The sequence below is a fragment of the Cupriavidus sp. 05L310 genome, assembly GCF_056398185.1.
In genome coordinates this window covers 42,170-61,186 of record NZ_JBFTOX010000012.1, presented here as the reverse complement: position 1 = coordinate 61,186, position 19,017 = coordinate 42,170, and the positions used below count along the sequence as shown (strand labels likewise).

Below are 19,017 nucleotides of genomic sequence, written 5' to 3'. Positions count from 1 at the left end.
AAGACGCGAGACAATCCATCATGGCTCAACGTAGCGGTTTCCTCAGCCTGGGCGCCTTCCTTTACCCCAGCGGCCACCATATCGCCGCCTGGCGCCATCCCGACGCCAAGGCCGACGCCGGCATCGACTTCAGGCATTACGTGGCGCTGGCGCAGGCCGCCGAGGCGGCGAAGTTCGACCTGATCTTCCTGGCCGACGGCGTGGGCACGCGCGGCGACGATACCGAGTTTCTCAGCCGCACCGCGCACAGCTACCAGGCGCAGTTCGAACCCATCACCCTGCTATCGGCACTGGGCGCGGTGACCGAGCGCATCGGCCTGGTCGGCACGGCATCGACGAGCTTCAACGAGCCCTATCACGTGGCCCGCAAGTTCGCCTCTCTGGACCACATTTCCGGTGGACGCGCGGGCTGGAACCTGGTCACATCGTCGAGCGAGCACGAAGCGCGCAACTTCAACCGCGACCACCACCTGGCGCATGCCGAGCGCTACGAGCGAGCCGCCGAATTTGCCGACGTGGTCACCGGCCTGTGGAACAGCTGGGAAGACGACGCCTTCCTGCGCGACAAGGCCAGCGGGCGCTACTACGATCCGGCCCGGCGCCATGTGCTGCGCCACAAGGGCAAGCATTTCTCGGTGCAGGGGCCGCTTAACGTTTCGCGGACGCCGCAGGGCCACCCGGTCGTGGTGCAGGCTGGCTCATCGGAAGCCGGCAAGGAGCTGGCGGCCCGCACCGGTGAGGCTGTGTTCACGGCGCAGCAGACCGTGGAGGACGCGGTGGCGTTCTATGCCGACGTCAAGGGGCGGCTAGCCAGATACGGCCGCGAGCCGGACGATCTCAAGATCCTGCCCGGCGTGTTCCCGGTCGTGGCGGAAAGCGAGAGCGAAGCCCGGGAGAAATTCGAGCAACTGCAATCGCTGATCGACCCCGTGGTCGGGCTGGCACTGGTATCGGGCCTGAGCGGCGGCTTCGACCTGTCCGGCTATCCGCTCGACGGGCCGATTCCCGAACTGCCCGAGACCAACGCCAGCAAGAGCCGCCAGCGCCTGGTGATCGATCTCGCGCGGCGCGAGAACCTGACCATCCGCCAGCTCTACCAGCGCGTGGCCGGCGCGCGCGGCCACTGGCAACTGGTCGGCACGCCCGTACAGATCGCGGACCAGCTCGAAGAGCGCTTCCGGAAATTCGGCGCCGACGGCTACAACATCATGTCGCCGGTATTGCCGGGCGGGCTCACCGATTTCATCGCGCTGGTGCTGCCGGAATTGCGCCGCCGCGGCCTGTTCCGTACCGAGTACTCGGGCAGCACGCTGCGCGAACACCTGGGCCTCAAGCGCCCCGCGCATCCCGCAGCCGCCTCCGGACCCGCCACCTCCATCATTGCCGCTGCCGCATGACCACTTCGCCCTCCCTCCCCGCATCCGATCCGGACTTCCTCGCGCGTGAAACGCTGCGCCCGCTCGGACCCGCAGCACGTCACTACGGCAAGTGCGCTGCTATCCATTGCGACACGAAGACCGTACACCCGATGAACAGTGTGAAGCCGATGCAATAAGCGCTGAGGATGTGCCAGCGGGCGGCGGACCGCCGAACCAGCGCCACCGGCAGCGGATGTGCCCAGCCGGGCGCATCCATAAAAAAACCCGCAGCGCGGGTGGCTGCGGGTTATTTACGCCGGGGCAGAACCCCGGCCAGTCTACTGCAACGGTCCGATCAGATTTCCTCGTACAGCGGCAGCGTCAGGAACTCGGCAAAATCTTCCGACGTGGACATCTGCTCGAAGATTTCGCCGGCGCGGTCATAGGTCCTGGTGTCGCCACCGACGAACTCCTTGACCTTGGCCAGTTCTTCCGGGATCAGCGCGCGCACCATCTCTGCGGTCACCTTGCGGCCGTCTTCCAGCTTGCCCTTGGGCGAGCGGATCCACTGCCACACTTGCGAGCGCGAGATTTCGGCGGTGGCGGCGTCTTCCATCAGGTTATGGATGGGCACGCAGCCGTTGCCGGCCAGCCAGGAGCCGAGGTAGTGGATGCCGACGTTGATGTTCATGCGCAGGCCGGCTTCGGTGATCGGGGTTTCCGGCTGGAAGTCCAGCAGGTCCTTGGCGGTCACGTTAACGTCGTCGCGCTGCTTGCCGAACTGGTTGGGCGCGTCGCCCAGCACTGCCACGAATTCCTTCATGGCCGGCTCGACCAGTCCCGGGTGCGCCACCCAGCCGCCGTCGTAGCCGTCGGTGGCATCGCGCTTCTTGTCGTTGATGATGCCTTGCATGGCGATGGCGTTCTTCTCCGGATCGTTCTTGATCGGGATCAGTGCGCTCATGCCGCCGATGGCGGGCGCGCCGCGCTTGTGGCAGGTCTTGAGCAGCAGCAGCGCGTACGAGCGCATGAACGGCGAGGTCATGGTGACCTTGGCGCGGTCGGCCAGGCAGAAGTTCTTGTCAACCTTGAACTTCTTGATGCACGAGAAGATGTAGTCCCAGCGGCCGGCGTTCAGGCCAGCGCTGTGCTCGCGCAGTTCATACAGGATTTCTTCCATCTCGAAGGCGGCCAGGATCGTTTCGATCAGCACGGTCGCCTTGACGGTGCCTTGCGGCAGGCCGATTTCGTTCTGGGCCATGACGAAGACGTCGTTCCACAGACGGGCTTCGAGGTGGCTTTCCATCTTCGGCAGGTAGAAGAACGGGCCGGCGCCGCGTGCGATCTGTTCCTTGGCGTTATGGAACAGGAACAGCGCGAAATCGAAGATGCCGCCGGAGACGCGCTGGCCGTCGATGGTGACGTGCTTTTCGTCCAGGTGCCAGCCGCGCGGGCGCACTTGCAACGTGGCGATCTTGTCGTTGAGCTTGTAGTGCTTGCCGTTCGAGTCCAGCGTGAGGGTGCGGCGCACGGCGGCCTTGAGGTTCACCTGACCCTGCAACTGGTTGTGCCAGTTGGGGGTGTTGGAGTCCTCGAAGTCGGTCATGTAGCTGTCCGCGCCGGAGTTGAACGCGTTGATGACCATCTTGGCTTCCACCGGGCCGGTGATTTCCACGCGGCGGCAATGCAGCGCGGGGGGCACCGGCGCGACCTTCCAGTCGCCTTCGCGCACGCTCTTGGTTTCAGGCAGGAAGTCGGGCAGCTCGCCGGCGTCCAGGCGCTTGGTGCGCTCGACGCGGGCAGCCAGCAGTTGCTGGCGGCGCGGCTCGAAGGCGCGATGCAGTTTGTCCACCAGGGCCAGGGCCGCCGGCGTGAGGATGTCTTCGTAGGCCGGCAGGATTTCGCCGGTAATCTTCATGCCCGCAGGCAGCGTGATGGCCATCAGTGTTCTCCTGTGATCGATGGTTTGTTTAGGGTGCCCGCTGTCAAACCGCCGCACCGCGGGTGCGGGCGAATTCGAGCAGGTCGTTCATGTCGTGCCCGGTGCCGGAGGGGCTCACATCGAGCTGCTCCGCCGGATGGCCGGCACGATTGATCCAGAACGTGGTGTAGCCATACCAGGTGGCGCCGCAAGCGTCCCAGCCGTTGGACGAGACGAAGAGGATTTCCCCGGCCGGTACGCCGAAGGCCTTGGGGCCCAGCGCGTAGGCGTCGGGCGCGGTCTTGTACATGCGCACCGCATCCACCGACAGCACGTGGTCGAACAGCCCGTGCATGCCGGCGCTCTTGACCGAGATGTCCAGCATCTCGGGATTGCCGTTGGACAGGATGCCCAGCGGCAGCCCGGCGGCCCGCAGGCGCTTGAGCGCCCCGAGATTCTCCGGGAAGGCAGACAGGCAGGCATATTCCTTGAGCAGCTGCGCCTCCGCGGCGGGGTTCAGCACCAGTTGCAGGCGCTCGGCGGCATAGCGCAGCGCGTCCACCGTGATCGCCCAGAACGGCTTGTAGTATGCGCCGTCGGGCGCGGCCAGCGAGCGGATGCGGGTGTAGTCGATCTGCCGCTCGCGCCACAGCAGCGCCAGCGCTTCGCCCTTGCCCGGAAACAATTGCTCCGCGCGCGCGGTGACGGAATACACGTCGAACAGCGTGCCGTAGGCATCGAAGACGACTGCGCGGATCTTTTGCATGAGCTGAAGCGGTTCCCCTGGGCAAACCCGGCAGGCCAGCGCATTGCGTGGGCCTGTACACCAATGAATGCATGCATTGTAGGGAGACGTTGCGGTGCGGCAAAGTCGGCCCGGGTCACTTGATCTTTTACTTTTACCCCACTAATCTTTGCGAACGCTGTAAAGAATAGGCACCAAATCCACCCCATTGCTTCAAGCCCCCCGATTTTTGGGCGGAATGAGGCACAAAACTGGCGAATACCGTGGATCATTTCAAGCAATTGGAGACGTTCGTCTCCGTGGCCGCGCGGGGCAGCCTGTCGGCGGCGGCGGCGGCGGAGGGCGTGGCGCCTGCCATCATCGGGCGCCGCATCGATGCGCTGGAAGAGCGCCTGGGCGTCAAGCTGCTGCTGCGCACCACCCGCAAGATCAGCCTGACCTTCGAGGGCTCGGCGTTCCTGGAGGACTGCCAGCGCATCCTCAACGACCTGCACAACGCCGAAGCCAGCGTCTCGGCCGGCGGCGTCAAGGCCAGCGGCCACCTGCGCGTGACCGCGCCGGCTGGCTACGGGCGCAAGCATGTGGCGCCGCTGGTGCCGCTGTTCATCGAGTCGCATCCGGATGTGACCATCACCCTGGACCTGTCCGACCGCGTGGTCGACCTGGTCAACGAGGGCTTCGACTGCGCCATCCGCCTGGGCGACCTGCCCGATTCCAGCCTGGTCTCGATCCGCCTGGCCGAGAACCGGCGCGTGGTGGTGGCCTCTCCCAATTACCTGTCGCGTCACGGCGTACCCGCCCTGCCCGAGGACCTGACCCGCCACAATTGCCTGGCCTTCGGCGCCAGCGCCAATGTGCAGCGCGGCTGGGCCTTCCAGCAGGAAGGACGCCCTCTCACCGTCAAGGTCGGCGGCACCATGGAATGTTCCGATGGCGCGGTGCTGCACGCCTGGTGCCTGCAAGGCCACGGGCTGGCCTGGCGATCATGGTGGGAGGTGGGGCAAGAGATCGCGAGTGGCCGGCTGGTCACCGTGCTGGATGAGTTCCAGGCGCCGCCGATCGGCATTCATGCGGTCTTTCCGCAGCGCAAGCACTTGCCGCTGCGCGTGCGGCTGTTTATCGACCATCTGAAGAACACCTACGGGAATCCGGCGTACTGGCGGCGCGCGGAACAAGCTTCCGCCGCCAGGCAGCAACTGGCGGTCAATCAGTAATTTGATATAAGGCAATGACGCATGAGCCACCCCTGCCTACAATGAAATCCGACAGGTGCCGTGCGGCCTGCCCCCCACCACCCGTTAAACCGCGTCCCTAAGGAGTCCAGCATGTTCAAGCACATCCTGCTACCCACCGACGGTTCGGAGCTGTCCAAGAAAGCCATCGACGGCGCGCTGGAACTGGCCAAGACAATCAATGCGCGGGTCACCGCCTATGTCTGCCTGGAGGAATATCCCTACACGCCCTTCAGCGAGATCGTGGTGGAAGCGCCCCAGGCCTTCAAGGACCGCATCGAAAGCCAGGCCAAGCTGTACCTGAAGGAAGTGGAAACCGCAGCCAGGGCCGACGGCATCAGTTTTGACGCCGACATGAGCACCTTTGCCGTGCCCTACCTGGGCATCATCGACGCGGCCGAGCGCCATGGCTGCGACGTGATCTTCATGGCATCGCATGGCAGGCGCGGTCTCTCCGGCCTGTTGCTGGGCAGCGAAACACAGAAGGTACTCACGCACACAGACATTCCGGTCATCGTGTATCGCTGAGCGCCGGCACGCGCCATGGCATGAGGCGGTGGAATTCAAAAAGGCTGGCTGCCCGTCGGGGCAGCCAGCCTTTTCATCCTTCCGTCCTTCCGTCTAACCGGCTGCGCCGGTTGAGATCAGCTGGCCGACTTGATGCGGTCTTCGATATGCTTGGCGCGGTCTTCCGAGCCAGGGTGCGACGAGAACATGCCCGACTTGCCGCCGTCCAGCTTGGCCAGCTTCTGGAACGCCGAGACCAGGCCGCGGGTATTGGCCTTATTCTTGGTCAGCAGGTCGTACGAGTAGTCGTCGGCGGCGCTCTCCTGCGTTTGCGAGAATTGCGCGTTGATCAGCTGCTCGCCCAGTTCGCCCAGTTGCGATGCCGACAAGGCAGCCACGGCGCCATTGCCGCTGGCGGCCAGCGCGCCGCGCGCCGCCATGGCGGCGTATGCCACCTGCATCTTGTTCTTGGTGTGGCCCAGGGCCACGTGACCCAGTTCGTGGCCAACCACGCCGCGCACTTCGTCGTCGGTCATCATGTCCATCAGGCCGCTGTACACGCGCACGCAGCCGTTTGCCATGGCCCAGGCGTTGACGTCCTTGGTCAGGTAGACCTTGGCATTGACGTTCGGCACGCCGGGCGACTGCAGGCCGGCCATGATCTTGGTCAGGCGCTTGGCGTAGTTGCTGCTGGGCGCAGCTATCTTGTTGGTGCTGTCGAGCTCGGCGCACGACTTGTCGGACATGGTCTTGACGTCGCCGTCGCTCAGGGAGGCCGCCTTGAACAGCGACGTGCCGGCACCCATCATGCCGTCGACATTGGTGCCGGCGCAGCCGACCAGAATGGCGGAAAGACCGGCGATGGCCGCCAGGGAGAGTTTGTGCTTCATGCTTGGTTTTCTTCTTGGAATGTGCACCGGCTGGATTGCCGCCAGTGATCTTTATGGATATGCGCCGGTGACTAACCGGCAACCCTGCTGTGTGCCTCTTTTGACACACGGGTGGAATCATATCGCTGAAATCATTCCAAGTGAACGACAAATGTCTGAATCGCTACAGTCACAATTTTTGACATTTCTCACTCATCGACCCCGACTCCCCTGCCGGTCCGGGCATCGGCCAGGCGCCAGAAAGCAAAAAACCGCGCCGTCCCTGAGAGAGACACGGCGCGGCGCCTAAATGAAGGGCGTGATGGTCGCACGCCCTCCAGGTGACCAGCTATTGATCTGCAGATCCGAAGATCCGAAACATCAGGCCACTTTCTTGTCGTCGAAGAACTGTTCGTCTTCGGTCGAACCCTTGAGCGCGGTAGTCGACGACTGGCCGCCTTCGATGGTCTGGGTCACTGCGTCGAAGTAGCCGGTGCCGACTTCGCGCTGGTGCTTGACGGCGGTGAAGCCCTTCTCGGCCGCCTTGAACTCGTTTTCCTGCAGTTCGACGAAGGCGGTCATCTGGTTGCGGGCATAGCCGTAGGCCAGGTTGAACATCGAGTAGTTCAGCGAGTGGAAGCCAGCCAGCGTGATGAACTGGAACTTGTAGCCCATGGCGCCCAGTTCCTTCTGGAACTTGGCGATGGTGGCGTCGTCCAGGTTCTTCTTCCAGTTGAACGACGGCGAGCAGTTGTAGGCCAGCAGCTTGCCAGGGAACTTGGCGTGGACGGCTTCGGCAAACTTCTTGGCGAATTCCAGGTCCGGCTTGCCGGTTTCGCACCACACCAGGTCGGCCACTTCCGCGTAGGCCAGGGCGCGGGAGATCGATTGCTCGATGCCGGGCTTGGTGCGGTAGAAGCCTTCCACCGTGCGCTCACCGGTGCAGAACGGGCGATCGCGCTCGTCCACGTCGGAAGTCAGCAGGTCGGCGGCTTCAGCGTCGGTACGGGCGATCACCAGGGTCGGCACGCCGGACACGTCGGCAGCCAGGCGCGCGGCGGTCAGCTTGGCGACAGCTTCACGCGTCGGCACCAGCACCTTGCCACCCATGTGGCCGCACTTCTTGACCGAAGCCAGCTGGTCTTCGAAGTGAACGCCGGCTGCGCCCGCGTCGATCATGGACTTCATCAGTTCGAAGGCGTTCAGCACGCCGCCGAAACCGGCTTCGGCATCGGCCACGATGGGCGCGAAGTAGTCAGTGTCGCCCTTGCCTTCGCTCCACTGGATCTGGTCGGCGCGCTGGAAGGTGTTGTTGATGCGGCGGACCACTTGCGGCACCGAGTTGGCCGGGTACAGCGACTGGTCGGGATACATTTCGCCGGCCAGGTTGGCGTCGCCAGCGACTTGCCAGCCCGACAGGTAGATGGCCTTGAGGCCAGCCTTGACCTGTTGCATGGCCTGGTTGCCCGTCAGCGCGCCCAGCGTATTGACGAACGGTTCGGTGTTAAGCAGGTGCCACAGCTTTTCGGCACCGCGGCGGGCCAGGGTATGCTCGATCTGCACGGAGCCGCGCAGGCGCACAACGTCATCGGCGGTGTAGTGACGCGCGACGCCCTTCCAGCGGGGGTTGGTATCCCATTCTGTTTGCAAGTTCTTTGCTTCGGTTTCGCGGGACATTTCACTCTCCTAGTGATGATGACGGGTATGGCATAAGCAACTTGCGACAGGCTTGCCGGACCACGGTGCCGAGCTTGCCGACCGGTGCGCTTAGGGGGACGGTTTGGAGGCCAGGTCCTGCTGCCTCGCCACCCCTGTTTTTCACGCCTCAGGTCATGTGTCTTATATAAGAGTGTAGGGAAACGTCCCGCGTCGCAACAGCACGGAATGCAGTCGCTGCTGAGTTTTTTTACTGTTTTAAATCAATAACTTACGAAACATATTTCACAATACGGCAAACGGTTCTCCATCATGAGAAACGGCAGTTGTGCTTCGCATCTACATTTTTTGCCGCGCAAAACATCTTTCCGCATTGTGAAAAACAAACGGCCGGCAGTGCCGGCCGCGATGCTGCTCAAGGAGGAACGCATCCAGCACCCCCCGTGCGGTCCTACGCAGGCGGATTTGCCTCGCGCTCACGCCGGTAGGCCACCCAGTCACCGGAGGCAATGCGCGGCAAACCCGTCACCGCGTCCTCCCCCACCGGGTACAGCAGGCAGCGTACGGCCTGGTCGCCAGCCGTCACCACCTGCTCCTCGCGAACGAACAGCGTGGCCTGGCCCGGATAAACCTCTTCGATTTCATCGAGCACCGGCACCAGGGCGGCATCCACCTCGTACAAATCGCCAGCCACGCCGGGGGCGCCGGCATCCAGCACCAGGCCGGGATAGGTGCCGAAGTCATAGAGCCGGCCCGGCACGGTGGCGCAGCCGAGCAGGCGCGGCGCGGCAATGCCGTGCTTGCGCGCGGCCGCGTTGAGGTCGTTGACTTCGCCCGCGCGCAGGGTGCCGTAGACAAATACCACCGGCATGCTCAGCCCTCCAGCTTGCTGTCCGCCACCAGCACGCCATCGGCGTCGGCATAGATCCAGTTGCCGGGCCGCACCACGGCGCCGGGCATCTGCACCGTGACCTCGCGCTCGCCCACATTGCGCTTCTGGCTTTTCTGCGGATGCAGTGCCAGGGCGCGCACGCCGATATCGCAGACCGCAAGCTCAGCGCTATCGCGCACGCAGCCATTGACGATGATGCCGGCCCAACCGTTTTTCTCGGCCAGCACGCCAAGGTTGCCGCCCACCAGCGCGCAGCGCAGCGAGCCGCCGCCATCCACCACCAGCACGCGGCCGTTGCCGGGCGACTCGACCGCTTCGCGCACCAGCGAATTGTCCTCGAACAGCTTCAGCGTGGCAGCCGGGCCGGAAAACGCGGCGCGTTTGCCGAAATGGTGGAATACCGGCGCCAGCACGCGCAGCGAACCGTCGGCCAGCCGTGCCTCATTGGCGTCGCAGAGATCGGTGGTAGCAAAGCTCATGAAGAACTCCCAAATCAGAAAGGTGGAAAGAACACGTTAGACGAGGCGATGGCGGCCTGCCTCAGGACGCGCCCCGCGCGGCCAGCGCCTGGTCGCGAATGGCCTGCAGCGTGGTGCGCGGCGTGATCTGTTCCGGATCGATGCGGATCTCGATCAGGCTGGCAACCGGTGCGGCCAGCGCCTCGCGCAATGCCGGCTCGAACGCTTCGTTGCGGGTCACGACGGCGCCACGCGCGCCATATGCCCGCGCCAGCGCGGCGAAATCCGGGTTGTGCAGTTCGGTGCCGCTCACATGGCCGGGATACTCACGCTCCTGGTGCATGCGGATGGTGCCGTACATGCCATTGTTGACGACGATGATGATCACGGCCGCCCCGTACTGCATCGCGGTGGCAAGTTCCTGGCCATTCATCAGGAAGCAGCCATCCCCGGCCAGCGCCACCACCGTGCGCCCTGGAAAGGCGATCTTGGCGCCCACTGCCGCGGGCACCCCGTAGCCCATGGCACCGCTGGTCGGCGCAAGCTGGCCGCGGCCGCCGCCGGCAAAAGGGCGATAGCGGAAATAGCGGTGCAGCCAGCTAGCGTAGTTGCCCGCGCCGTTGGTCACAACGGCATCGGCCGGCAGCACGGTATCCAGCGTGCGCACGATGGCGGCCATGTCCACGCCCTGCCCGGTATAGGTCGGCGGTGCCAGGTAGGCTTCGTAAACGGCGTGCGCTGCGGCGGTCCATGCCTGCCAGCGCGGCGTGGCGGGGGCATCGAGCTGGGCCAGCCGTTTCGCGATGGCCGGCATCGAGGCCTGCACCATCAGGTCGGCCTGGTAGACGCTGCCCAGTTCCTCGGCGCCCGCATGGACATGGATCAGGGCCTGCGCCGGCCGCGGCGCGGCCAGCAGCGCATAGCCCCCGGTGGTCATCTCGCCCAGCCTCGGGCCGATGGCAAGCACCAGGTCGGCAGCGCGGATGCGTTCGGCCAGTTGCGGGTTGATGCCGATACCGACATCGCCCGCATAGCTGGCGTGGCGGCTGTCGAACAGGTCCTGGAAGCGAAAGGCGCAGCCCACCGGCAACTGGAAGCGTCCGGCAAAATGCTGCAGGTCCTGGCAGGCCTCGGGCGTCCAGCCGCTGCCGCCGGCAATCACGAAAGGCCGCTCGGCGCTGCCCAGCATACTGGCAAGGCGGGCCAGATCGCCCTCGCCCGGCCAACTCATGACGCGCTGGTAGTGCGCCAGCTGCGTTACGGCAACCTGCTGGGTCAGCATGTCCTCCGGCAGCGCCAGGACCACGGGGCCGGGCCTGCCCGAGGTAGCGGTCTGGTAGGCGCGGGCGATGTATTCGGGAATCCGCTCGGCCCGCTCGATCTGCGCCACCCACTTGGCCATCTGGCCGAACATGCGGCGGTAGTCGATCTCCTGGAAGGCCTCGCGATCGGCAAAATCGCTGCCGACCTGGCCGATGAAGAGAATCATCGGCGTGGAATCCTGGTACGCCGTATGGACGCCGATGCTGGCATTGGTGGCGCCGGGGCCGCGCGTGCAGAACGCCAGGCCGGGCTGCCCGGTCAGCTTGCCGTAGGCTTCGGCCATGACCGCCGCGCCCCCTTCCTGCCGGCAGATCACGAAGCGCAGGCGGTCGCGCCGCGCGTGGAAGCCATCGAGCACCGCCAGATAGCTCTCGCCGGGAACGCCGAAGGCCAGTTCGGCGCCGTGCGCCAGCAGCGCATCGACCAGGATATGGCCGCCCGGCTGGAGCGGCGGTGCCCCGTCGGGGGCGGCATGGGACGGCGTGGCGGCAGGATTGACCATGGGCAGTGGACAAGTTGATGGTTCCGTGCGGAACCGTGGATCAGGAATTTGGTATCAGCACAGGGCGTGGGCAGTCCGGGCCGGCAGCGTGTCAGCTGGCGGCCGCGCGGTTGCCCCCCGCATCACGGCGCGAGCGGTTGCCATTGCCTACCGTGACGGCGGTGAAGATCGCCAGCATCTGGAAAGCGCCGATCATGAAGAAGACCCAGCTCGGCCAGTGCGCATCCATCAGCATGCCGAAGAACAGCGGTCCGCTGGCCAGCCCGATATCCAGCCCGGAGTAGACCACGCCATAGACTCGCCCGGTGGCCCCGGCCGGCGCGGCGGCGCGCACCAGCAGATCGCGCGAAGGCCCGGCCGTACCGGCGCCGAAGCCGATCACGCCCATCAGCACCGGCACCATCACGGCCGGCAGCACGCCCAGCCCCACCACGATGGCGACAAGGCCCGACAGCGTGAAGCTCATCGCAATCAGGCGGTCGTGGTTGCTGGTGCGTCCCGCGGCGAAGCCGCCCACGATCATGCCGCCGGCGCTGCACAGCATGTAGACGGTGTAGGACGCCGTGGCCAGCGTCAGCGGCATGCCGTAGAGCTGGGTCAGTGCGGTCGGCGCGAAACTCTGGATGCCGGAGAACGAAAAGGTAGTGACCAGGAAGAAGGCCCAGCAGATCCACACCTGCGGCAACTTGAGAAACGCCAGCATGCTGCCGCCCGCCTTGGCCGCGGCCGGCCTGGGCGCCGCGCCGGCGGTGCCGCGCGGGTCGAGCACGTGCCGGAAGGCCAGCAGCACCGCCAGCACGCCGAAGGCCACGGCCGAAGCGCAGGCGAGCGCGGTGCGCCAGGTGCTGAACTCGGCAATGGTCACCAGGAAGATCGGCGCGGCGGCCCAGCCAAGGTTGCCCGAGATGCCGTGCACCGAGAACGCATGGCCCAGCCGCGGCTGCGACACATGTTTATTGAGCAAGGTGAAATCGGCGGGATGGAACACGCCATTGCCGATCCCCGCCACGCCGGCGCCAAGCAGCAGCATCGCGTAGCTGGGGCTGACCGACAGCAGCAGGGCCGCCGTGCCCAGCAGCCCAAGGCCGCCGAACAGCACCGGCTTGGCACCGAAGCGGTCGACCACGAAGCCAGACGCCGTCTGCACCACGGCCGAGACGGCGAAGAACACCGTCATCAGCAAACCCAGTTCGGCATAGCTCAGGCCAAACTCGGCCTTGATCCATGGGAACAGGGGCGCCAGCAGCAGGTGGAAAAAGTGGGAAACGCCGTGGGCCAGCCCGACCAGGCCAATGACCTGGGCATCGTGGCGCAACGGATTGCGAATGGGATCGAGAGCGGCGGCAGTCATCGGGCGTATCGTGCTGAACCTGGCGCGCCGGCCACTGCTGCCTGGCCCGGTCACGGACCAGGGGCGCGCTGCGAATATCGCATCATAGAGTAAAACCGCCCTCGGCAGGGGTGCCCTGCCCGCTACATCTGCTTGAACAGGTAGGCGTACTGGCGCGCCACCGGCAAGGTCTCCGCGCGATTGCGCAGCTTGAGCGCGAGCCGGCCGAGCGACTGGTTCACGGCACTGGCCACGCAGTCGATATTCACCACCGTGCCGCGATGGATCTGCCAGAAGCGTTCCGGATCGAGTTGCTGCGACAGTTCGCGCAGGCTGGTGCGGATCAGCGCTTCCCCGCTGGCGGACACGACGTTGACGTACTTGTCGGTCGCCTCCAGGTAGATCACTTCATCCACCGGGATGATGCGGATTTCCTGCCCGACCAGCGCCTTGATGAACCGCAGGTAGCCATGCTGGGGCGAGCCCGCCGGGGCCTGCTGCGCTGGCGCGCCACCGGGCTCCAGGGTCTCGAGGCGGGCCAGCAACTGCGCCAGGCGATCGGTGTCGAGCGCGGAGCCGCCCTCCTCGCTCGCCTGCGCATGGGCCGCCAGCCTTGCCTTGAGGCGGTGCACAGTGGCCTCCAGCCGGTCGGGCTGCACGGGCTTGAGCACGTAGTCGACCGCCTCGCGCTCGAATGCTTCCAGCGCGAACTGGTCGTACGCCGTGACGAACACCACCAGGGGCGGCGGATCGAACGCCATCAGCTCGCGCGCCACGTCCATGCCGCTCATGCCCGGCATGCGGATATCGAGAAACGCAACCTGGGGCGCGTGCTGCCGGGCCGCCTCCAGCGCGGATACGCCGTCGTGCACCACGGAGACGATCTGCGCCTCGGGCCAGAGACTGGACAATTCGGCATGCAAGGCGCGCGCGAGCAGCGGCTCGTCGTCAGCGATCAACAAGGTCGGGGACATGGAAGCGGCAGTAATGAAGCGGATCGTTCGGAACGGCGGTTGAAACCGGGGCGGCTGTGGCAGTCAGCCGCCTCAGGGATGAGAAACGCCATGCGCGGCACGGGTAACGGGGGCCATCCCGAGTCCGGCAGGGGCGCTGGCCGGCGCCGGCGCTGGCGCCGGCACGGGCACTGGCGCCGCCAGCCGCACGACGGGCAAGGTCAGCCGGACGATCACGCCGCGCGGCGTGTTTTCTTCCATCTGCATGCTGGCCGACGCCCCGAAAATACGCGCCAGCCGCTCGCGCACATGGGTCAGGCCCAGGCCGGAGCCCTTGGTCACGGCATGCCCGAACCCCACCCCGGTATCCTGGATCACCACCTGTACCGCGTTCTCGCCCTGCGCGCGCGCCGACAGCACGATGCTGCCGCCACGCATGCATGGCTCGATGCCGTGGGTGACCGCGTTCTCCACCAGCGGCTGGATCAGCATGGGCGGGATCTCCACTTCCGCCAGCTCGGGCGGCAGTTCGATCTGATAGCTCAGGCGCGTGCCGAAACGCAGGGCCTGGATGTCGAGATAGCTGCGCAGCAACTCGAACTCCTGGCGCAGCGTGCATTGCTCGGCGCGCGTATGCGACAGCGACATGCGCAGGAAGCCGATCAGCCGCTGCAGCAGCCGCCGGGCGGCCTGCTGGTCGGTGGCGATCAGGCAATCCAGGTTGGCCAGGGAGTTGAACAGGAAGTGCGGCTCGATCTGTGCCTGCAAGGCCATGAGCTGCGCGCGCACCAGTTGCTTTTCCGCCTCCTCGCGCTGCAGGGCGTCGAGCGCGGCCTGCCGTTCCAGGTGGGCGAGCTTCTCCCGGGACCAGTAGAAATAGATCATGCTGGCCGAAGCGAGCATGCCGACCACCAGGCACATGCGCAGCGTGTCGGCGGCTTCCTCGAAGGACTTCGCCGGCTCGTTAAGGAGGATGCGCGTCGCCCAGCTGCCCATGATCACGCCAAGCGGCACGGCAATGGCGGTCAGGCACAGGAAGGGCCAGCGCCTGGGCCGCTCGTTCCACCAGATCAGCACGCGGGCGACATCGATCAGCAGCCAGATCGACAGGCCGATCAGGTGGCTATAGACGAAGTTGTGCCACAACGAGCCACCGGTACGGAAGCCATAGTTGAGGCTGACGGCGATCAAGGTGTTGATGCACAGCACGAACAACAGGTCGCGTGCGAGGATCGAGATCCGGGAAGGAATGGCGGCGGGGCAGCGATCTAGCCGATCCAGCGATTTCATGTGGGCAAGGCCTCCCTGCGCGACGGGGAAAATGGCGCCGGTCCTGCCGGCGCTACCGCAGCCGCAGGACAAGTCGGGGATGACTGATCGCTATTGTAATAGCCGCTCATAAGCTCTGGCACCCTTTGCCCGGCCCGCATGTACGCTGGGCCACCTTGCCGCCGGCTTCGCTACCGTCATCGCCGGCCGCACGGCCATGCAACGCGGCCCACCATTGGCCCGACAGGACAAAGCGCGGAAACGTGATCCACTGCTCGGCCAGGATGCGCAGCGCGATATCGAGCGGGCCGGCGAACGGTTCGGGCCTGACAGCCTCAAGCCGGTGGGCGCGGCCTTGCAGCATCATGGACAAGGCCATGCACAGCACGCCAAGCGCCACCGCCGGGACGGAAAGCGCCAGCGCGCCGTAGACGAACAGCACATTGCCGGCCATGAACATCGGCACGGCGACGATGTGCAGCAGCAAGCTGCGCGGGTGATTGTGATTGCGGGCGTAGCCGCGCCACTGCCAGCGCAGCAGCCCTTCCGGGCGCGCGCTCATTGCTCCGGCCCGCGCCGGTCGACACGGCGCCAGGCGAAACGGCGCACGAGCAGGATCGCACCTATGGCGATCAACAGCACCGGCCATCCTTCGCGCACGATATGGGCGGGCAGGATGCCGCTGTTCTGCGCCAGAAAGATCGCGCCCAGCGCAATCAGGATGATCGGGACAATCAGCCCCCTGCCGCTACGGCCTCGTTTCATTGCCCTCTCCTCGTGCGGGACTCGCGCACCGTCGATAGTGCGGTGCATCATCGCCATGTGACGGCATGTGTATTCCGCCACGGACTGTAGCGACTTTACGCCGACAAAGTACGCGACGGAAGTGGCGTGCGACGAATGGAGAGCGGACGGCGCGAAACGCGGGGATGCGGCGCCACCGGCACCGCGGGGCCCCGTGTCCCCGAGGTCTTCAGGCCTCGACCACCTGCACGCCCGCGGGTTCGGACAGGGCGCTGGTGAGGGTGTCGCGCGACAGATGCGGCGCGAACATGTTGATAAAGGCATGGGCGTAGCCACGCAGGTAGGCCCCGCGCCGCACCGCCACGCTGGTGGTATTCGGCTCGAACAGGTGGTCGGCCGCAATCCGCACCAGGCCGGCGTCCTTGCGCTCGTCGTAGGCCATCGAGGCAACGATGCCCACGCCCAGGTCCAGTTCCGCGTAGGTCTTGATCACGTCCGCGTCCATGGCGGTGAGCACGATCTCCGGCTGCAGGCCGGCGGCCGCAAAGGCGCCGTCGATCTTGCGGCGCCCGGTGAAGCCGGCGTCATAGGTAATGATCGGGAAGCCGGCGATATCCTCCAGCGTCGGCTCCGGCAGGTGCGTCAGCGGGTGGTCCGGCGATACCACCAGGACATGCCGCCAGGTATAAGCCTCGAAGGAAGTCAGGCCCGCCTCGCTGGCCACCGCCTCGGTGGCGATGCCGATATCGGCCTGGCCGGTCAGCAGCAATTCGACAATGTGCGCCGGCGAGGCTTCCTGCAACGCCAGCGTCACATGCGGATAGGCGCGGCGGAAGCTCTGCACCACCTTGGGCAAGGCGTAGCGGGCCTGGGTGTGGGTCGTGGCCACCGTCAGGCGGCCGGTATGCCGGCCGGCGAATTCGTCCCCGGCCTGGCGCAGGTTCTCCGCCTCGAGCAGCAGCCGCTCGACGATGCGCACGATTTCGCGGCCGGGCTCGGTCAGGCCGGTCAGGCGCTTGCCATAGCGCTCGAAGATCTCGACCCCGAGTTCTTCCTCCAGCTCGCGGATCTGGCGCGACACGCCGGGCTGCGAGGTGTAGAGGGCATTGGCAACCTCGGTCAGGTTGAACTGGCGGCGAACCGCCTCGCGGATCGAACGCAGTTGCTGGAAATTCATAGTGCGGCTCCCGCCGGGGCAGCATTGGCCCTGGCTTGTGATTGTGTTGGTGTATTTGCCTGTGCTGCGGGTTGAGGCTGGACGAAGACACGCAACTGGCGCGGCCGCACCGCCAGCAGCTCGCCTTCGCGGAAGCCCTGGTGGCGGAAGCGTTCGAGAGGCAGCGCCACTTCAATCACTTCCTGGGTGTCTTCGCGCTCCAGTTCGAGCTGGGCCACGGGGCCCAGCGTCAGCGCGCGGCGCAGCGTCACGGCGATGCCGTCGGCGCCGGGCGCGTAGCGTTCCAGGTCGAGATCGTGCGGGCGGACATAGGCCACGGCATCGCCGGCGGTTTCATGGCCGCTGCCGATGACAGGCAGGATCGAATCGCCGGTGTGCAGCAAGCCGCCCCGCTCGCCCACTTCCAGCCGGCCGTGGAACAGGTTGACGTTGCCGAGGAAGCCGAACACGAAGGGCGTGGCCGGATGGTTGTAGACCGCCTCCGGCGTGCCCGCCTGCTCGACGTGGCCGCGATTCATCAGCACGACCTGGTCGGCGACTTCCAGCGCCTCTTCCTGGTCGTGGGTGACGAATACGCTGGTCACGTGCAGTTCGTCATGCAGGCGCCGCAGCCAGCGGCGCAGTTCCTTGCGCACCTTGGCGTCGAGCGCACCGAAAGGCTCGTCGAGCAGCAGCACGCGCGGTTCCACGGCCAGCGCGCGGGCCAGCGCGATGCGCTGGCGCTGCCCGCCGGACAACTGCGGCGGATAGCGGTCGGCCAGCCAGTCGAGCTGCACCAGCTCCAGCAGCGAGCGCACCTTCTCCCGGATCTGCGCCTCGCTCGGCCGTTCGGCGCGCGGCTTCACGCGCAGGCCGAAGGCCACGTTCTCGAACACCGTCATATGCTTGAACAGTGCGTAGTGCTGGAACACAAAGCCGACCTGGCGCTGGCGCACATGCTGGTGCGAGGCATCGCGCCCTTCCAGCAGGATCTGGCCATCGTCCGCCCGTTCAAGACCTGCGATGATGCGCAGCAAGGTAGTCTTGCCGCAGCCAGAGGGCCCCAGCAGCGCCGTCAGCTGGCCTTCGTCGAAATCGAGCGTGACATCGTCCAGCGCGACGAAATTACCGAAGCGCTTCTGCACATTCTTGACCTGGATGCTCATGATGCCTGTCCTTGCAATTTGCCAGCGACCGGATTCTCGGGCGCAAAATTGTCGTCTTCCCTGTGCTCGCCGCGCGCCCGGTATTCCACCAGCGTCTTGATACCGAGCGTGACCAGGGCCAGCAGCGTCAGCAGCGACGCCACCGCGAAGGCTGCCGCGAAGTTGTACTCGTTGTAGAGGATCTCCACGTGCAGCGGCATGGTGTTGGTAAGCCCGCGGATATGGCCCGATACCACCGAGACCGCGCCGAACTCGCCCATGGCCCGCGCATTGCACAGGATCACGCCATACAGCAGGCCCCAGCGGATATTGGGCAGCGTGATGCGGCGGAAAGTCTGCCAGCCGGAGGCGCCCAGCACGATGGCGGCCTCTTCTTCCTCGCTGCCCTGCGCCTGCATCAGCGGAATCAGCTCGCGTGCGACAAAGGGAAAGGTGACGAAGATGGTGGCCAGCACGATGCCCGGCACCGCGAACATGATCTTGATATCGTGTGCCTCCAGCCACGGACCCAGCCAGCCCTGCGCGCCGAACAGCAGCACATAGACCAGGCCGGAGATCACCGGCGACACCGAGAACGGCAGGTCGATCAGCGTGATCAGCAGGTTCTTGCCGCGGAAATCGAACTTGGCGATGGCCCACGCCGCCGCCACGCCGAACACCACGTTGAGCGGCACTGCGATGGCCGCCACCAGCAGCGTGAGCTGGATCGCGGCCACGGCATCGGGCTCGACCAGCGAATCGAAATAAGTCTGCACGCCCTTGCGCAGCGCTTCGTAAAAGACCGAAGCCAGCGGAATAAACAGGAACAGCGCGAGGAACAGCACCGCAACGGTAATCAAGGTGTAACGCACCCACGGCGCTTCGCCCGTGGCATCCCGAAAACGCGCGGCGGGGGCGGAACGGCCGCCCAGGCCCTGGGTAACAACGCCGGCCATT

Annotated in this window: 18 protein-coding genes; 3 read left to right on the top strand and 15 right to left on the bottom strand. The window is 65.7% G+C overall.

What is annotated here, in order from left to right; translation table 11 throughout:
* The first annotated feature begins 20 nt into the window (after positions 1-20).
* Positions 21-1,397, top strand: a complete 1,377-nt coding sequence (locus AC1DS6_RS11060) for an LLM class flavin-dependent oxidoreductase (protein WP_441634663.1) — start codon at positions 21-23, stop codon at positions 1,395-1,397.
* A 316-nt stretch (positions 1,398-1,713) separates the two neighbouring features.
* Here AC1DS6_RS11060 and aceB read toward each other — a convergent pair whose 3' ends face one another.
* A complete protein-coding gene (gene aceB / locus AC1DS6_RS11055; protein ID WP_441634661.1) occupies positions 1,714-3,300 on the bottom strand; it encodes a malate synthase A in 1,587 nt (528 codons plus the stop codon).
* A gap of 43 nt (positions 3,301-3,343) precedes the next feature.
* Positions 3,344-4,045 (bottom strand): haloacid dehalogenase type II, encoded by a 702-nt coding sequence (locus AC1DS6_RS11050; RefSeq protein WP_045241533.1) that lies wholly within the window; start codon positions 4,043-4,045, stop codon positions 3,344-3,346.
* Between the two features lie 242 nt (positions 4,046-4,287).
* Here AC1DS6_RS11050 and AC1DS6_RS11045 point away from each other — a divergent pair, with 242 nt between their 5' ends.
* On the top strand, positions 4,288-5,238 hold the full coding sequence (locus AC1DS6_RS11045; RefSeq protein WP_441634659.1) for a LysR family transcriptional regulator: 951 nt from the start codon (positions 4,288-4,290) through the stop codon (positions 5,236-5,238).
* Positions 5,239-5,349: 111 nt separating this feature from the next.
* Positions 5,350-5,784, top strand: a complete 435-nt coding sequence (locus AC1DS6_RS11040; RefSeq protein ID WP_035864994.1) for a universal stress protein — start codon at positions 5,350-5,352, stop codon at positions 5,782-5,784.
* Between the two features lie 116 nt (positions 5,785-5,900).
* On the opposite strand, the gene loiP is transcribed toward AC1DS6_RS11040, so the two are convergent.
* The 13 genes from loiP to cysW form a co-directional block, all read right to left on the bottom strand.
* Positions 5,901-6,653 carry a metalloprotease LoiP gene (gene loiP / locus AC1DS6_RS11035; RefSeq protein ID WP_441634656.1) on the bottom strand — a complete coding sequence of 251 codons (753 nt, stop codon included), beginning with the start codon at positions 6,651-6,653 and terminating at the stop codon, positions 5,901-5,903.
* Between the two features lie 360 nt (positions 6,654-7,013).
* A complete protein-coding gene (aceA, locus tag AC1DS6_RS11030; protein ID WP_441634654.1) occupies positions 7,014-8,309 on the bottom strand; it encodes an isocitrate lyase in 1,296 nt (431 codons plus the stop codon).
* Positions 8,310-8,739: 430 nt separating this feature from the next.
* A complete protein-coding gene (locus AC1DS6_RS11025; RefSeq protein WP_477102496.1) occupies positions 8,740-9,159 on the bottom strand; it encodes a gamma-glutamylcyclotransferase family protein in 420 nt (139 codons plus the stop codon).
* A 2-nt stretch (positions 9,160-9,161) separates the two neighbouring features.
* Positions 9,162-9,659, bottom strand: a complete 498-nt coding sequence (gene rraA / locus AC1DS6_RS11020; RefSeq protein WP_477102495.1) for a ribonuclease E activity regulator RraA — start codon at positions 9,657-9,659, stop codon at positions 9,162-9,164.
* 61 nt (positions 9,660-9,720) lie between these two features.
* Positions 9,721-11,463, bottom strand: a complete 1,743-nt coding sequence (locus AC1DS6_RS11015) for a thiamine pyrophosphate-binding protein (RefSeq protein WP_477102494.1) — start codon at positions 11,461-11,463, stop codon at positions 9,721-9,723.
* Between the two features lie 91 nt (positions 11,464-11,554).
* Entirely contained in the window at positions 11,555-12,814 is a 1,260-nt protein-coding gene (locus tag AC1DS6_RS11010) for an MFS transporter (RefSeq protein ID WP_441634646.1), read from the bottom strand.
* 122 nt (positions 12,815-12,936) lie between these two features.
* Positions 12,937-13,767 (bottom strand): LytR/AlgR family response regulator transcription factor, encoded by an 831-nt coding sequence (locus AC1DS6_RS11005; RefSeq protein WP_441634644.1) that lies wholly within the window; start codon positions 13,765-13,767, stop codon positions 12,937-12,939.
* 72 nt (positions 13,768-13,839) lie between these two features.
* Positions 13,840-15,027: a sensor histidine kinase gene (locus AC1DS6_RS11000; protein ID WP_441634683.1), complete on the bottom strand. Its 1,188-nt coding sequence runs from the start codon at positions 15,025-15,027 to the stop codon at positions 13,840-13,842.
* Positions 15,028-15,142: 115 nt separating this feature from the next.
* Positions 15,143-15,577 (bottom strand): terminase, encoded by a 435-nt coding sequence (locus AC1DS6_RS10995; RefSeq protein ID WP_441634642.1) that lies wholly within the window; start codon positions 15,575-15,577, stop codon positions 15,143-15,145.
* On the bottom strand, positions 15,574-15,780 hold the full coding sequence (locus AC1DS6_RS10990; RefSeq protein ID WP_441634641.1) for a LiaI-LiaF-like domain-containing protein: 207 nt from the start codon (positions 15,778-15,780) through the stop codon (positions 15,574-15,576). Before AC1DS6_RS10990 ends, AC1DS6_RS10995 begins: the two co-directional genes overlap by 4 nt.
* A gap of 208 nt (positions 15,781-15,988) precedes the next feature.
* The gene (locus AC1DS6_RS10985; protein WP_477102493.1) at positions 15,989-16,936 is read right to left on the bottom strand and encodes a CysB family HTH-type transcriptional regulator; all 948 of its coding nucleotides are present in this window, start codon (positions 16,934-16,936) and stop codon (positions 15,989-15,991) included.
* Positions 16,933-18,081: a sulfate/molybdate ABC transporter ATP-binding protein gene (locus AC1DS6_RS10980; RefSeq protein WP_477102492.1), complete on the bottom strand. Its 1,149-nt coding sequence runs from the start codon at positions 18,079-18,081 to the stop codon at positions 16,933-16,935. The genes AC1DS6_RS10985 and AC1DS6_RS10980 overlap by 4 nt, the downstream gene beginning before the upstream one ends.
* Positions 18,078-19,016, bottom strand: a complete 939-nt coding sequence (cysW, locus tag AC1DS6_RS10975; protein WP_477102491.1) for a sulfate ABC transporter permease subunit CysW — start codon at positions 19,014-19,016, stop codon at positions 18,078-18,080. Before cysW ends, AC1DS6_RS10980 begins: the two co-directional genes overlap by 4 nt.
* Position 19,017: the final 1 nt, after the last annotated feature.

What these genes read in the sequence shown, in the direction of transcription:
- AC1DS6_RS11060 (WP_441634663.1), top strand. Translation starts at nt 21, where the DNA reads ATGGCTCAACGTAGCGGTTTCCTCAGCCTGGGCGCCTTCCTTTACCCC.
- aceB (WP_441634661.1), bottom strand. Translation starts at nt 3,300, where the DNA reads ATGGCCATCACGCTGCCTGCGGGCATGAAGATTACCGGCGAAATCCTG.
- AC1DS6_RS11050 (WP_045241533.1), bottom strand. Translation starts at nt 4,045, where the DNA reads ATGCAAAAGATCCGCGCAGTCGTCTTCGATGCCTACGGCACGCTGTTC.
- AC1DS6_RS11040 (WP_035864994.1), top strand. Translation starts at nt 5,350, where the DNA reads ATGTTCAAGCACATCCTGCTACCCACCGACGGTTCGGAGCTGTCCAAG.
- loiP (WP_441634656.1), bottom strand. Translation starts at nt 6,653, where the DNA reads ATGAAGCACAAACTCTCCCTGGCGGCCATCGCCGGTCTTTCCGCCATT.
- aceA (WP_441634654.1), bottom strand. Translation starts at nt 8,309, where the DNA reads ATGTCCCGCGAAACCGAAGCAAAGAACTTGCAAACAGAATGGGATACC.
- AC1DS6_RS11025 (WP_477102496.1), bottom strand. Translation starts at nt 9,159, where the DNA reads ATGCCGGTGGTATTTGTCTACGGCACCCTGCGCGCGGGCGAAGTCAAC.
- rraA (WP_477102495.1), bottom strand. Translation starts at nt 9,659, where the DNA reads ATGAGCTTTGCTACCACCGATCTCTGCGACGCCAATGAGGCACGGCTG.
- AC1DS6_RS11015 (WP_477102494.1), bottom strand. Translation starts at nt 11,463, where the DNA reads ATGGTCAATCCTGCCGCCACGCCGTCCCATGCCGCCCCCGACGGGGCA.
- AC1DS6_RS11010 (WP_441634646.1), bottom strand. Translation starts at nt 12,814, where the DNA reads ATGACTGCCGCCGCTCTCGATCCCATTCGCAATCCGTTGCGCCACGAT.
- AC1DS6_RS11005 (WP_441634644.1), bottom strand. Translation starts at nt 13,767, where the DNA reads ATGTCCCCGACCTTGTTGATCGCTGACGACGAGCCGCTGCTCGCGCGC.
- AC1DS6_RS10995 (WP_441634642.1), bottom strand. Translation starts at nt 15,577, where the DNA reads ATGAGCGCGCGCCCGGAAGGGCTGCTGCGCTGGCAGTGGCGCGGCTAC.
- AC1DS6_RS10990 (WP_441634641.1), bottom strand. Translation starts at nt 15,780, where the DNA reads ATGAAACGAGGCCGTAGCGGCAGGGGGCTGATTGTCCCGATCATCCTG.
- AC1DS6_RS10985 (WP_477102493.1), bottom strand. Translation starts at nt 16,936, where the DNA reads ATGAATTTCCAGCAACTGCGTTCGATCCGCGAGGCGGTTCGCCGCCAG.
- AC1DS6_RS10980 (WP_477102492.1), bottom strand. Translation starts at nt 18,081, where the DNA reads ATGAGCATCCAGGTCAAGAATGTGCAGAAGCGCTTCGGTAATTTCGTC.
- cysW (WP_477102491.1), bottom strand. Translation starts at nt 19,016, where the DNA reads ATGGCCGGCGTTGTTACCCAGGGCCTGGGCGGCCGTTCCGCCCCCGCC.